This window comes from Pseudomonas sp. WS 5146 (genome assembly GCF_012985495.1).
GTDB classification, from domain to species: domain Bacteria; phylum Pseudomonadota; class Gammaproteobacteria; order Pseudomonadales; family Pseudomonadaceae; genus Aquipseudomonas; species Aquipseudomonas edaphica.
Genome location: NZ_JAAQWL010000005.1, coordinates 217,142 through 230,947, shown reverse-complemented (window position 1 = coordinate 230,947; position 13,806 = coordinate 217,142). Strand labels below are relative to the sequence as shown.

The following is a 13,806-nucleotide window of genomic DNA, read 5'->3' as shown; positions in this document are numbered from 1 at the left end:
TTATGCTGAGCAAAAAGATTCGCAACTTCCTGTTATTCGGGGTCATCGCCGCGCTGTTCCTGGCGGTGGGCTACTGGAATATCAGCCCGGAGCGCTTTCTCGACAAGCCTGTAGCACAGGTTGACGAGGGGCTGATCGACAATTTCGCCACCAATGCCTATACGGTGCAGTTCATGCCTGACGGCAAGGTCCAATACGAGATGACCTCCGATAAGGTGGAACACGTCAAAGCCTCCGACGTCAGCTTGCTGACCAACCCGGACCTGAACCTGTTCCGCGGCACCGACTTTCCGTGGCACGTCACCAGCAAACGTGGCGAGGTCAATGCGGACGGCACCCAGGTTGAGTTGATCGACTCGGTACGCGTTGCGCGCACCGATGAACACAAGCGTGACACCATCATCACCAGCAGTCGCATGACCGTTTTCCCACAACAGCAATATGCGCAGACCGAGCAAGACGTTAGAATTGACGGCGCTGGCGGTGTATCGACTGGCAAGGGAATGAAAGCGTATTTGAAAGAAAGCAGGATACACCTGCTATCGAACGTAAGAGGACAGTATGAGGCTCGTTAAAACCCTCCCTATTTTGCTCGGTCTGGGCGCAGCACTGGGAAGCGTGAGCGCCTGGGCTCTGCCGAACGATAGCCAGCAACCGATCCATATCTCGGCTGACGATGCGCAGTTGGATGATAAACAAGGCGTCGCGACCTACACCGGTGGCGTGATCATCACCCAAGGCTCGATGAAGATTACCGGCAACACGGTAACGCTGACTCGCACCCCGGCTGGCGACATCGACGTGGTGACTTCGGTGGGCAACCTGGCTTACTTCGAACAGAAGCAGGCGGCTGCCGACCCGGCACCGATGAAAGGCTACGGCAGGACCATCCAGTATCACGCCCAGCAGAACCGCATTATCCTGATTGACCAGGCACGGGTTGTCAGTACTGACGGCAATACCACCGAAGGTGAAAAAATCACCTACGACACCGTCAAGCAGATCGCTACCGCCGGTCGCGCCAATGGCACAAAAATCGGCACACCGAAGCCGCGCATCGACATGGTTATCCAGCCGAAGCAGAAAGACGCTGCCGCCCCTGCGCCAAAACCCGCTGCGAAGAAGACGAACTGATGGCAACCCTGAAAGCCCAGCATCTGGCCAAAGCTTATAAAAGCCGTCAGGTCGTACGCGACGTCAGCCTGTCGATCGACAGCGGCCAGATCGTCGGCTTGCTCGGCCCCAACGGCGCCGGCAAGACCACCTGCTTCTATATGATTGTTGGCCTGGTCCAGGCGGATCAGGGCCGTGTATTGATTGACGACCTGGACGTAAGCCACCAGCCCATGCACGGTCGTGCACGCGCCGGCATCGGCTATCTTCCCCAGGAAGCGTCGATCTTCCGCAAACTGTCAGTGTCCGACAACATCATGGCGATCCTCGAGACCCGCAAGGAACTCGACCGTGACGGCCGTCGCAAAGAGCTGGAAAGCCTGTTGCAGGAGTTCCATATCAACCACATCCGCGACAACCTCGGCATGAGCTTGTCCGGTGGCGAGCGTCGCCGTGTGGAAATCGCCCGTGCCCTGGCCACCGCACCGAAGTTCATCCTGCTGGACGAACCTTTCGCCGGTGTCGACCCGATCTCGGTTGGCGATATCAAGCAGATCATCCATCACCTCAAGGCCAAGGGTATCGGTGTACTGATCACCGACCACAACGTGCGTGAGACCCTCGATATCTGCGAAACCGCCTATATCGTTAACGATGGGCAACTGATTGCAGAAGGTGACTCCGCCACTATCCTGGCCAATGAACTGGTGAAGGAAGTGTACCTGGGTCACGAGTTCCGCCTGTAAACACGGTGGTATCAGGCCATTGCCCGGGGCGCGTGCAAGTCAATAAAAACCTCAGTTTTTTTATTGTTACCGCGCTCTAGGCAAAGCCCCTGATATCAGGCATATAATTTGCTTATGTTTGGCGCTCACGCGCCCTGTCGTGGATGGCGCATTGCGCCGGCGAATAAGGTGTTAAGCCCCTGCCATGAAACCATCGCTAGTCCTGAGAATGGGCCAGCAGCTGACGATGACACCGCAGCTGCAACAGGCCATCCGCCTGCTCCAATTGTCGACCCTGGACCTGCAACAGGAAATCCAGGAGGCCCTGGAGTCCAATCCGATGCTCGAACGCCAGGAAGAAGGCGACGACTTCGACAATGCAGACCCGCTGGCCGACAACATCGAGCAAAAACCCAACCCCGACGTGCAGGAACCGTCCTATCAGGAAACCGCCCCTACGGTGGACAACCTTGAGGAAGGTGAATGGAACGAACGCATTCCCAACGAGCTTCCCGTGGACACCGCCTGGGAAGACGTCTACCAGACCAGCGCCAGCAGCCTGCCCAGCAATGACGACGACGAGTGGGACTTCACCACTCGCACGTCCGCCGGTGAGAGCCTGCAGAGCCACTTGCTGTGGCAACTGAACCTGGCGCCGATGTCCGATACCGATCGCCTGATCGCCGTAACCCTGATCGACTGTATCAACAATCAGGGCTACCTGGACGAGACGCTCGACGAGATTCTTGAAGCCTTCGACCCGGAACTGGACATCGAACTGGACGAAATCGAAGCCGTCCTGCATCGCATCCAACAGTTCGAGCCTGCCGGCATTGGCGCTCGCACCTTAAGCGAATGCCTGTTGCTGCAACTGCGCCAACTGCCGGCCAAGACCCCGTGGCTCGCCGAAGCCCAGCGCCTGGTCACCGACTACATCGACCTGCTGGGCAGCCGCGACTACAGCCAGTTGATGCGCCGCATGAAGCTCAAGGAAGACGACCTGCGCCAGGTCATCGAGCTGGTACAGAGCCTCAACCCGCGCCCCGGCTCGCAGATCGAGTCCAGCGAAGCCGAATATGTCGTGCCCGACGTGATCGTGCGCAAAGACAACGAACGCTGGCTCGTGGAGTTGAACCAGGAATCGGTGCCACGCCTGCGGGTCAACCCACAATATGCAGGCTTTGTACGCCGCGCCGACACCAGCGCCGACAACACCTTCATGCGCAACCAATTGCAGGAAGCGCGCTGGTTCATCAAGAGCCTGCAAAGCCGCAACGAAACCCTGATGAAAGTGGCCACCCAGATCGTCGAGCACCAGCGCGGCTTCCTGGAATATGGCGATGAGGCGATGAAGCCGCTGGTTCTGCATGACATTGCCGAAGCGGTAGGTATGCATGAATCGACGATTTCACGGGTAACCACGCAGAAATTCATGCATACCCCACGGGGTATTTATGAGCTGAAATACTTTTTCTCCAGCCACGTCAGCACCTCCGAAGGCGGTGAATGCTCGTCCACGGCGATCCGCGCGATCATCAAAAAACTGGTTGCGGCGGAAAATCAGAAAAAGCCATTGAGTGACAGTAAGATCGCTGGTTTACTGGAGGCACAAGGCATTCAGGTCGCCCGTCGAACCGTCGCCAAGTACCGCGAGTCCCTCGGGATCGCGCCTTCCAGCGAGCGTAAGCGTTTGATGTGACGGGCGGGCCATAGCGTTCCAGTGGTGGGTATTCCTACCCACCGCTTTATGCACTGGCAACGAAGGAGAAGCTGTATGCAAGTCAACATCAGTGGACAACATGTGGAAGTCACCCCACCACTTCGCGACTATGTCGTGCAGAAGCTGAAGAAGCTTGAGGGCCATTTTGACAAGATCACCAACGCGGAGGTCATCATGAAGGTCGACAAGCTTCAGCAGAAAATTGAAGCGACCCTCCAGATTCCAGGTGGTGAAGTGCAGGCCAAGGCCGAGCATGAAGACATGTATGCATCGATCGACTTGCTCACCGACAAGCTTGACCGCCAACTCTTAAAGCATAAGGAAAAGAATCTGCACCTGATGCAAGGTACAGGTCGTTAACTCTCCCCCATGATCCAACTTGAAACCATCCTGACCCCCGGCCGTTCCCTCGTGAACGCGCCGGGCGGCAGTAAGAAGAAAGCCCTCGAACACATCGCCAACCTGATCAGCCGTGAAGTGCCTGAGCTGGATGAGCAAGTCGTGTTCAAGGCCCTGATTGACCGTGAAAAACTGGGCTCCACCGGTTTTGGCAACGGCATCGCCATTCCTCACTGCCGCCTTGAAGGCTGCACGTCTCCCGTCAGTGCGCTATTGCACCTGCAGGAGAAAATCGATTTCGACGCCATCGACGGCGCCCCGGTTGACCTGCTGTTCGTTCTGCTGGTCCCGCAAGCCGCCACCGATGCGCACCTGGAACTGCTTCGGCAGATAGCCAGCATGCTCGACCGCAAAGAAGTACGCGACAGACTGCGCAGTGCCAGCAGCAACGAGGCGCTTTATCAGGTTGTACTCGATGAGCAAAGCGGGCAGTAACCATGCGTTTGATCATCGTCAGCGGCCGCTCCGGCTCGGGTAAAAGCACCGCCCTCAATGTTCTTGAGGACAACGGTTTCTACTGCATCGACAACCTGCCGGCGGGCCTGCTGCCGGAATTGGCCGAACGCGCCCTGATCCACACTGAACTGCCGCAGCCACTGGTGGCCGTCTCGATTGACGCCCGCAACCTGCCCAGCCATCTCGAGCGCTTCCCGCAACTGCTCGAGGAAGTACGCGCCAAGCATATTCATTGCGATGTGCTGTACCTGGATGCCGACGAGGAAACGCTGCTCAAGCGTTTCTCCGAAACCCGTCGACGTCACCCCCTCAGCAGTCCGCATCGCTCCCTGGCAGAAGCCATAGAGGATGAGACCACGCTGCTGGGGCCGATCATTGACCTCGCGGATCTCAAGATCAACACCACGGACCTCAACCTGTATCAGTTGCGCGATGCCATCAAGCTGCGCCTGCTGAACCAGCCGGAACCAGGCACGGCCTTTCTGGTTGAGTCGTTCGGGTTCAAGCGCGGGATGCCGGTGGATGCCGACCTGGTGTTCGACGTGCGCTGCCTGCCCAACCCCTACTGGAAGCCGGAGCTGCGTGACCAGTCTGGTTTGGACCAGCCAGTAGCCGAGTACCTGGCTGCGCAACCGGATGTCGAGGAGATGTTCCAGGATATCTCCAGCTACCTGCTCAAATGGTTACCGCGCTTTGCCGCAAGTAATCGGGCTTATGTCACCATTGCCATCGGCTGCACCGGCGGCCACCACCGTTCCGTCTACCTGACCGAACGCCTGGGCCAGGTGCTGCAACAAACCCTCAAGAACGTCCAGGTTCGCCACCGCGACCTTAGCTGAAAGGAACACCCCCGCGATGCCCGCTCTGGAAATTGAAATCATCAACAAGCTGGGCCTGCACGCCCGCGCCTCGGCCAAATTTGTCGGCGTTGCCGGGCAGTTCCCTTGCCAGATCCGCGCCGGGCGCACGCCGGAATCGATGGTCGACGGCAAAAGCATCATGGCCATGATGATGCTGGCTGCGGGCAAGGGCACCAAGATTCACTTGAAGACGGAAGGCGAACAAGAGCAGGAAGCGATGGACGCCCTAGTCAAGTTGATCAACAACTACTTTGACGAGGGTGAGTAAACCCACCCTTTGAGACAGGTGTGAGGCTGCAATGGCCTCACCCTAATGCGGTATCCATCACCATCATCAAACAAAACCCGATGCACAACCCCAGGCTGGCAAGCTTTTCGTGACCGTTGCGGCACGATTCCGGGATCACTTCGTGAGTCACCACCAGCAACATAGCCCCCGCCGCCAGCGCAAGCCCCAATGGCAACAGAACCTCAGCCAGGCTCACCAACCACGCACACAGCACGGCAAACACCGGCTCGACCAAGCCTGACGCGGCGCCGATCAAGAACGCCTTGACCCGCGACATGCCCGCGCCTGCCAACACCAGTGCAATCACCAAACCTTCCGGCACATCCTGCAAGGCAATGCCCATGGCCAGGCTGTCGGCGTCCGGCATGCCACCACCGGCAGAAACGCCCACTGCCATACCTTCCGGAATGTTGTGAGCAATGATGGCGAACACAAACAACCAGATACGCGGCGCAATCACGGGTTTATCCGACGTACCCACCAGCATTTCCGGGCTCGCACCGGAAACCTTGCGGTCTACCAGATACAGCCCGAACGCCCCCAGCATGATGCCGAAGCTGATCAAACCACTGGCGCCCCAAGGCGAGAGCCCCAGGCCTTCGGCAGCCGCAATGCCCGGTACGATCAGCGAGAAAGCCGTCGCCGCCAACATTACCCCGGCACCGAAGCCCAGCAAGGTATCGCTCAGCGCTACCGGCATGCGGCGTATGACCAGCACGGGCACCGCGCCCAGTGCCGTGCCGAGCGCGCAGATAGCGCCGCCCTGCAAGGCGCGCAGGATACGCGGTTCAAGGTTTAGCCAGGCCAGCCCATGGGCCACCAGCAATGCAGTCCCTGCCAACAGCAACAGCGAGCCAAACGCATAACGAAACATTCGCCCGCTGCTGATCGCCAGTGTTTCAGTGCCCATAGTCGGCCTTAGATCTTGTTATAGGTTGAATATCAGGCCAGGGCGGCCTGGTAGCGTGCGGCGACTTCCGGCCAGTTGATCACGCTATAAAAGGCGTTGATGTATTCCGGGCGACGGTTCTGATACAGCAGGTAATAGGCGTGCTCCCACACGTCCAGGCCCAGTATTGGCGTGTTGCCGCTCATCAACGGGCTGTCCTGATTGCCACTGCTTTCCACCACCAGTGTCTTCTGCGGGGTGACACTCAGCCATGCCCAGCCGCTGCCGAAGCGGGTCAAGGCGGCCTTGGTGAAGGCCTCTTTGAAACTGTCGAAGCCGCCCAAATGCTCGTCGATGGCTTTGCCCAGTGCGCCGTCAGGTTTACCGCCGCCCTTTGGAGACATCACCGCCCAGAACAACGAGTGGTTGGCGTGACCACCCCCTTGGTTGATCACGGCAGCACGCAGCTTTTCCGGCAGTTGCTGCACGCTGGACACCAACTTCTCTACCGGCCAACCCGCAAACTCCGTGCCTTCGACCGCTGCATTGAGGTTGTTGATGTAGGTTTGGTGATGCTTGGTGTAGTGAATCTCCATGGTTTGCGCATCAATATGCGGCTCCAGGGCGTCGTAGGCGTAAGGCAGGGCAGGCAAGGTGTAGGTCATATCAATGTGCTCCGTAGTGTGGAGTGATCGGTTGCGCCGCAGTACCGCCCAGCAGGCGATGGGTACGCGGGTACTCGCCGTGATCGCTGATGAAATTCAACAGTTCGACGTAGGTCTTGCTGCTCTGGCGCAACGCCGCCTCGCGCAATTGCGGGTTCAGACGCGGGTCCTGCATGGTCTGCAACAGCCGTTGGTGAATGGCGCACAGGTATTCCGCGCTTTCCTCCGGCTGGTTCAGGCGCAGGTGCAGGTCCGCCAGGTTGTGGTGGGAAATGACGCAAGCCGCCACTGCTTCGTCGGCATCCGCCCAACGCTCGAACAACACTTGCGCCAGGGCCAGGGCTTGCAAATAGGCCTCACGAGCGTCGACCAGCTCGCCCGCCATAAAACAGCGATTGGCCCGTTCGATCGTGCGTTTCCAGTGCTCCATGGTGCGCCTCCAAAGCAGGGTCGGTGATTACACGCCGCCGGCCGTGAGCTTTTCCGGGTCCAGCAGGATCTCCAGTTGGCTACGTGACAAGTCGGTGTGCTCAAGAGCGACATCGATCACCGGGCGGCCTTGCTGATAGGCTTTCTTGGCGATTTCAGCGGCCTTTTGGTAGCCAATGATCGGGTTGAGTGCGGTGACCAGGATCGGGTTACGCGACAGCGCTTCCTTAAGCTTGGCTTCGTTGACCTTGAAGCTGGCGATGGCTTTGTCGGCCAGCAAGCGGCTGGAATTGGCCAGCAGTTCGAGGCTGCTGAGCAGGTTCTGGGCGATGATCGGCAGCATCACGTTCAGCTCGAAGTTGCCGGACTGACCCGCCACAGTGATCACCGTGTCATTGCCGATGACCTGGGCGGCAACCATGGCGGTGGCCTCCGGAATCACTGGATTGACCTTGCCCGGCATGATCGAGGAGCCTGGCTGCAAGCCTTCCAATTCGATTTCACCCAAGCCTGCGAGCGGGCCGGAGTTCATCCAGCGCAGGTCGTTGGCGATTTTCATCAGCGATACCGCAGTGGCTTTCAACTGGCCGGAAACGGCAACGGCGGTGTCCTGGGAGCCGATCAGCGCGAACAGGTTCTTGCCGGGGGTGAATTTCACCCCGCTAAGGATGCTCAGTTGCTGACTGAAACGCGCAGCAAATTCGGGGTGCGCATTGATCCCGGTGCCAACCGCCGTGCCACCCTGTGCCAGCGCCTGCAAGCTCGGCAGCAAATCCTGCAAATGGCCGATATTGGCCTTGAGCTGTTGCGCCCAACCATTAAGCACCTGGCTCATGCGCACCGGCATGGCGTCCATCAGGTGCGTTCGGCCGGTCTTGATGAACGGGTGGACCTCTTCGGCCTTTTGCTCGATGACTTGCACCAAGTGCAGCAAGGCCGGCAGCGTTTGCTCATGCAGCACCAAGGCTGCGCTGACGTGGATGGTGGTTGGGATAATGTCGTTGCTGCTTTGGCCACAGTTCACATGATCATTGGGGTTAACCGCTTCACCCAGCAAACGGCTGGCCAAGGTCGCAATCACTTCGTTGGCATTCATGTTCGAGCTGGTGCCGGAGCCGGTCTGGAAAATATCCACCGGGAAGTGCGGCATGAAGTTGCCTTCGAGCAGGCCCTGGGCCGCGTCAACGATGGCCTTGCCCTGCCCTTCGCTGATTTGCTTGAGGTCGACATTGACCTTGGCGGCGGCGGCCTTGGCCAGGATCAGGGCGCGAATGAATTGCGCCGGCATGCGTTGATGACTGATCGGAAAATTGTTCACCGCGCGCTGGGTCTGCGCGCCATACAAAGCCTCGGCAGGCACTTGCAGCTCGCCCATGCTGTCGCGTTCGATACGGGTGTTACTCATCGTTTGATCCTTGCACCAGGTCAGAAACAGAAAGGGAAGGCAGCAATTCGCAGGTCGCCAATTGCCAGGCAAAGGTCTGCCAGCGCTTGAGGCGGCAGGCACAGTGGGAAAGTTTTTCCAGGTCGCGAAGTGGGCGCCAGGCCTGGTCCAGGCACATGGATCGCCAGTGCCAGGGCAAGGCGATGTCGCCCGCGGTGTCGATCAAAAGGCGGAATGACGTTTCGGCGATCGTCCACGGATGGGTCGCGGTGCAGCACGCCAGGTATCGCCCTTCGTTGAGGTAATGTTCGATCAGTCGCGGTTCATTGGGATCAAGGCCGCAGCGAATCTGACGACTCATCCAACGCCAACTTTCCAGGTACGGATCCTCATGCAGGACAGAACTCATGATCCACGCTCATTCGGTAATGATATTTATTATTAAATGATATTGAGAATCAAAACAAGAGCAGCAAATTGCAGCCATTAAAAAAGGCACGCCATCTTGAGGATGGCGTGCCTTTTTGATGAAGCGTCGCGCCGTTAACTGCCGGCGACGGTCATCCGCTCAATCAGCACCGAACCGGTGCGAATGTTGCTGCGCAGCTCCAGGTCATTACCCACTGCGACGATCTGCTTGAACATATCGCGCATGTTGCCGGCAATAGTCACTTCCTGGACGGCGAATTGAATCTCGCCATTTTCTACCCAGAAACCCGCCGCACCGCGTGAATAATCACCGGTCACCATGTTCAGGCCACTGCCCATCAGCTCGGTGACCAGCAGGCCTCGGCCCATACGACGCAACAGCGCTGCCTGGTCTTCATCGCCATGGGTGACGAACAGGTTGTGCACGCCACCGGCGTTCGCCGTGCTTGGCAGGCCCAGCTTGCGACCGGCGTAAGTGCCCAGCACGTAGGACACCAACTCGCCCTTTTCGACAAACGGTTTGGCATAGGTGGCCAGGCCATCACCATCGAATGAGGAACTGCCCATGGCACGCATCAGGTGCGGGCGCTCATCAATCGTCAGCCATTCAGGAAACAGTTTCTGGCCAATCGCGCCTTCAAGGAACGAAGATTTTCGGTACAGGTTGCCGCCGGAAATCGCGCCCAGGAAACTGCCGAACAAACCGCCAGCCAGCTCGGCCGAAAACAGCACCGGCACCTCGCACGTTGGTACCGGGCGTGCACCCAGGCGGCTCGCTGCACGTTGCGCCGCGCGCTGACCGATGCTGACTGGATCGGCGAGCAATTCGCCCTGGCGGCTCACGTCGTACCAGTAATCGCGCTGCATCTGGCCATTGGCTTCGGCGATCATCACGCAGCTCAAGCTATGGCGAGTGGAGGCATAACCACCGATAAAACCATGGCTGTTACCGTAGACACGGCAGCCTTGATGAGTGCTCAACGTGGTGCCATCAGCGTTCTTGATGCGGGCATCGGCATCAAACGCCGCTGCTTCGCAGATCAGTGCCTTTTCGATCGCTTGCTCGGGCGTGATGTCCCAGGCGTGAAACAGATCGAAATCCTTCAAGTCCTTGGCCATCAGCGCTTTGTCGGCCAGGCCCGAGCTTTCATCCTCGGAGGTGTGCTTGGCAATCGCCAGCGCCGCCGCCACGGTTTCACGAATTGCTTCCGGCCCACTGGCGGAAGTACTGGCCGAGCCTTTGCGCTGCCCGGCATACAACGTGATACCAAAACCCTGGTCGCGATTGAATTCAACAGTTTCTACTTCACGCTGGCGCACCGACGTCGACAGCCCCTGCTCCAGCGACACGGCTACTTCACAGGCGCTGGCCCCCTGGCGCTTGGCCTCGGCAAGGATCTGCTCGACTTGTTCCTGCAGTGCCGGTAACGCTTGCGGACCGACGCTTTGGGCTGCACTCATGGTTTTCTCCACTCAAATTCTGCTTTCGGTTAAGGCCATCGAGCGACCGGGCCGGACAAGCGGCCCCCGACTGGTTATCATGGCGGCGTTTCTTTGCGGACTGCCACCATGGTTGATTCTTACGACGACTCCCTCGATGGGGAGAAAAGCAAAACCCAGGTCAAACGCGAGCTGCATGCGCTGGTTGACCTCGGCGAGCGCCTTACAACGCTCAAGAAAGACTTGATTGCCAAATTGCCACTGACCGACGAAATGCGCCGGGCGCTTGCGGATGCTCCCAAGCACACCGCGAATATCGCGCGTAAACGGCACATCATGTTTATCGGCAAGCTGATGCGCGATCAGGACACTGATGCCATTCTGGCCTTGCTCGATCAAACCGATGCCTCCACTCGCCAGTACAACGAACGCTTCCATAACCTGGAGCGCTGGCGTGACCGCCTGATCTCGGGCGATGACGCGGTGCTGGAGAAATTCGTGCTGGACTACCCGGACGCGGACCGCCAGCAACTGCGCTCCCTGATCCGTCAGGCCCAGCACGAGCAGGCGCATAACAAGGCGCCGGCCACCAGCCGTAAAATCTTCAAATACATCCGTGAGCTGGACGAGACTCAACGCGGCCTGCGTTGACCCTCTTCCCCGGGTGGCGGTCTTCGCCACCCGAAGCTCCGGCCATTACGACCCCGTGCCACCCACGGTGATCGCATCGATTTTCAAGGTTGGCTGACCGACGCCGACTGGCACCGACTGCCCATCCTTACCGCAGGTGCCCACGCCGCTGTCCAGCGACAGGTCATTACCGACCATCGACACCTTGCTCATGGCTTCCGGCCCATTGCCAATCAACGTCGCCCCTTTGACCGGCGCGGTAATCTTGCCGTCTTCGATCAGGTACGCTTCGCTGGTGGAGAACACAAACTTGCCGCTGGTGATATCGACCTGGCCGCCGCCGAGGTTGGCGCAGTAGATCCCGCGTTTTACCGAGGCGATGATTTCCGCGGGGTCGCTTTCGCCACCGAGCATGTAGGTGTTGGTCATGCGCGGCATCGGCAGGTGCGCGTAAGACTCGCGACGGCCGTTACCGGTACGCGCCACACCCATGAGGCGGGCGTTGAGCTTGTCCTGCATATAGCCCTTGAGCACGCCGTTTTCAATCAGCGTGGTGCATTCGGTCGGCGTGCCTTCGTCGTCGACACTCAACGAGCCACGCCGGCCAGCCAGGGTGCCGTCATCGACAATGGTGCAGAGTTTGGATGCAACCATTTCGCCCATGCGCCCGCTGTAGGCCGAACTGCCTTTGCGGTTGAAGTCGCCTTCCAGGCCGTGGCCCACGGCTTCGTGCAGCAGCACGCCAGACCAGCCCGAGCCCAACACCACCGGCAAGGTACCGGCCGGCGCCGGAATGGCTTCCAGGTTGACCAGCGCCTGACGCAGCGCTTCACGGGCGTAACCCATGGCGCGGTCTTCAGCGAGGAAATAACGGTAGTCGGTACGCCCGCCACCGCCGTGACCACCGCGCTCGCGGCGGCCGTTCTGCTCAACAATCACACTCACGTTGAAACGCACCAGCGGCCGCACGTCCGCCGCCAGCCCGCCGTCCGTGGACGCCACCAGAATGCGCTCCCACACGCCAGCCATGCTCACCGTTACTTGCTGAATACGCGGGTCGAGCGCACGAGTGGCCGCATCGATACGCTTGAGCAAATCGACCTTTTCCGCGCGGCTGATCACCTCCAGCGGGTTATCCGGCGCGTACAGCTGGGCCACGTCCTGAGTGCTGAAAGCCTGCACAGTGCCGTTCTGGCCGGCGCGGGAAATCGAGCGTGCCGCGCGCGCCGCCAGGCCGAGGGCTTCAAGGGTGATGGCGTTGCTGTAGGCAAAACCAGTCTTTTCACCGGATTGCGCGCGCACGCCTACGCCTTGGTCAAGGTTGAAACTGCCTTCCTTGACGATGCCGTCTTCGAGGGCCCACGACTCGGAAATCTGGCCCTGGAAATACAGGTCGGCCGCGTCGATGCCCGGCCCGGCCAGATCACCGAGCACGGTTTGCAAACTTTCGATGGTCACGCCACCGGGTGCCAGGAGGTGTTCACTGACTGAGGACAACAACTCGCTCATAGGTTTGGCCTTAAATTCATCGTTCTGAAGCAGGCCGCTGCGCGCCCTGCGAGAAAAAGCGCCGATGATTGACCACCGGCTTGCGCGCCCGTATCGACGCTTGTTCACTGCTATCGCGTTCGGCCAACAACACCGCTTCGCCTTGATCCTGTTGTGTCAGCACACGCCCCCAAGGGTCGACAATGGCTGCGTGGCCAAAGGTTTCCCGTGGCCCCGGGTGCGCACCGCCTTGAGCGGCGGCCAATAAATAGCACTGGGTTTCGATGGCTCGCGCCCGAATCAGTACATCCCAATGTGCCGCGCCGGTCACCGCCGTAAAGGCCGAAGGCGCGGTAATCAACTCCGCCCCCGCTGCACGCAGCTCGCTGTACAGCTCGGGAAACCGCAAGTCGTAGCACACCGTCAGGCCCAAGCGCCCCACCGGCGTGTCCGCCACCACCACATTGCTCCCGAAAGCATAGTCGTCAGATTCGCGATAACGCCCCCTGGCATCTGCAACATCGACATCAAACAGGTGCAATTTGTCGTACCGGGCGACGATTTCGCCCTGATCATCGATCAATAGCGAGCAAGCGTTGGACTTGGCGTGCGGTTGGTCCTTGGGCGGCAACGGCAAAGTGCCGGCCACTATCCATAAGGTGAGGTCGCGGGCGGTCTGTTTCAACCAGGGCAGGATCGGGCCTTCGCCCAAGGCTTCGGCGCGACCGATATCGGCCACGTCGCGGCGACCCATGGCAGCGAAGTTCTCCGGCAGTACCGCAAGCTTCGCACCGCCCGCTGCCGCCTGCTCCAGCAAGCGCCGGGCCTGGGCCAGGTTGGCCAGAACATCGCTCTGGCTGACCATTTGAATTACCGCAAAGGGCATGGGC

General features: G+C 59.5%; 17 protein-coding genes. 9 read left to right on the top strand and 8 right to left on the bottom strand.

Annotated elements, in window-relative coordinates; translation table 11 throughout:
* The first annotated feature begins 2 nt into the window (after window positions 1-2).
* The 8 genes from lptC (at window position 3) to HBO41_RS15770 (ending at window position 5,541) form a co-directional block, all read left to right on the top strand.
* Window positions 3-575 carry an LPS export ABC transporter periplasmic protein LptC gene (gene lptC, locus HBO41_RS15805; protein WP_017138234.1) on the top strand — a complete coding sequence of 191 codons (573 nt, stop codon included), beginning with the start codon at window positions 3-5 and terminating at the stop codon, window positions 573-575.
* Entirely contained in the window at window positions 562-1,134 is a 573-nt protein-coding gene (lptA, locus tag HBO41_RS15800) for a lipopolysaccharide transport periplasmic protein LptA (protein WP_017138235.1), read from the top strand. The genes lptC and lptA overlap by 14 nt, the downstream gene beginning before the upstream one ends.
* Window positions 1,134-1,859, top strand: a complete 726-nt coding sequence (gene lptB, locus HBO41_RS15795) for an LPS export ABC transporter ATP-binding protein (RefSeq protein ID WP_016974288.1) — start codon at window positions 1,134-1,136, stop codon at window positions 1,857-1,859. Before lptA ends, lptB begins: the two co-directional genes overlap by 1 nt.
* Window positions 1,860-2,043: 184 nt before the next feature.
* Complete coding sequence (locus HBO41_RS15790; protein ID WP_017138236.1) at window positions 2,044-3,537, top strand: RNA polymerase factor sigma-54; 1,494 nt, start codon at window positions 2,044-2,046, stop codon at window positions 3,535-3,537.
* A gap of 75 nt (window positions 3,538-3,612) precedes the next feature.
* Window positions 3,613-3,918: a ribosome hibernation-promoting factor, HPF/YfiA family gene (gene hpf, locus HBO41_RS15785; RefSeq protein WP_056859024.1), complete on the top strand. Its 306-nt coding sequence runs from the start codon at window positions 3,613-3,615 to the stop codon at window positions 3,916-3,918.
* 9 nt (window positions 3,919-3,927) lie between these two features.
* Window positions 3,928-4,392 (top strand): PTS IIA-like nitrogen regulatory protein PtsN, encoded by a 465-nt coding sequence (ptsN, locus tag HBO41_RS15780; RefSeq protein WP_169986897.1) that lies wholly within the window; start codon window positions 3,928-3,930, stop codon window positions 4,390-4,392.
* Between the two features lie 2 nt (window positions 4,393-4,394).
* Complete coding sequence (gene rapZ / locus HBO41_RS15775) at window positions 4,395-5,252, top strand: RNase adapter RapZ (protein WP_017138239.1); 858 nt, start codon at window positions 4,395-4,397, stop codon at window positions 5,250-5,252.
* 16 nt (window positions 5,253-5,268) lie between these two features.
* Window positions 5,269-5,541, top strand: a complete 273-nt coding sequence (locus HBO41_RS15770) for an HPr family phosphocarrier protein (protein ID WP_017138240.1) — start codon at window positions 5,269-5,271, stop codon at window positions 5,539-5,541.
* Window positions 5,542-5,578: 37 nt separating this feature from the next.
* On the opposite strand, the gene HBO41_RS15765 is transcribed toward HBO41_RS15770, so the two are convergent.
* The 6 genes from HBO41_RS15765 to pmbA form a co-directional block, all read right to left on the bottom strand.
* Window positions 5,579-6,472, bottom strand: coding sequence for a ZIP family metal transporter (locus HBO41_RS15765; protein ID WP_169986895.1), 894 nt, complete (start codon window positions 6,470-6,472; stop codon window positions 5,579-5,581).
* A 32-nt stretch (window positions 6,473-6,504) separates the two neighbouring features.
* Complete coding sequence (locus HBO41_RS15760) at window positions 6,505-7,116, bottom strand: superoxide dismutase (protein WP_017138242.1); 612 nt, start codon at window positions 7,114-7,116, stop codon at window positions 6,505-6,507.
* A 1-nt stretch (window position 7,117) separates the two neighbouring features.
* Entirely contained in the window at window positions 7,118-7,546 is a 429-nt protein-coding gene (locus tag HBO41_RS15755) for a hypothetical protein (RefSeq protein ID WP_017138243.1), read from the bottom strand.
* A 27-nt stretch (window positions 7,547-7,573) separates the two neighbouring features.
* Complete coding sequence (locus HBO41_RS15750; RefSeq protein WP_169986893.1) at window positions 7,574-8,950, bottom strand: lyase family protein; 1,377 nt, start codon at window positions 8,948-8,950, stop codon at window positions 7,574-7,576.
* The gene (locus HBO41_RS15745) at window positions 8,943-9,338 is read right to left on the bottom strand and encodes a FagA protein (RefSeq protein ID WP_099548385.1); all 396 of its coding nucleotides are present in this window, start codon (window positions 9,336-9,338) and stop codon (window positions 8,943-8,945) included. Before HBO41_RS15745 ends, HBO41_RS15750 begins: the two co-directional genes overlap by 8 nt.
* 134 nt (window positions 9,339-9,472) lie before the next feature.
* A complete protein-coding gene (pmbA, locus tag HBO41_RS15740) occupies window positions 9,473-10,819 on the bottom strand; it encodes a metalloprotease PmbA (protein WP_138449094.1) in 1,347 nt (448 codons plus the stop codon).
* 108 nt (window positions 10,820-10,927) lie between these two features.
* Here pmbA and yjgA point away from each other — a divergent pair, with 108 nt between their 5' ends.
* Window positions 10,928-11,449, top strand: a complete 522-nt coding sequence (gene yjgA, locus HBO41_RS15735; RefSeq protein ID WP_017138246.1) for a ribosome biogenesis factor YjgA — start codon at window positions 10,928-10,930, stop codon at window positions 11,447-11,449.
* A gap of 45 nt (window positions 11,450-11,494) precedes the next feature.
* Here yjgA and tldD read toward each other — a convergent pair whose 3' ends face one another.
* Together tldD and HBO41_RS15725 are read right to left on the bottom strand one after the other, a co-directional pair.
* Window positions 11,495-12,937 carry a metalloprotease TldD gene (gene tldD, locus HBO41_RS15730; protein WP_064450712.1) on the bottom strand — a complete coding sequence of 481 codons (1,443 nt, stop codon included), beginning with the start codon at window positions 12,935-12,937 and terminating at the stop codon, window positions 11,495-11,497.
* 16 nt (window positions 12,938-12,953) lie between these two features.
* Window positions 12,954-13,802 carry a carbon-nitrogen hydrolase family protein gene (locus tag HBO41_RS15725; RefSeq protein WP_169986891.1) on the bottom strand — a complete coding sequence of 283 codons (849 nt, stop codon included), beginning with the start codon at window positions 13,800-13,802 and terminating at the stop codon, window positions 12,954-12,956.
* Window positions 13,803-13,806 lie beyond the last annotated feature (4 nt).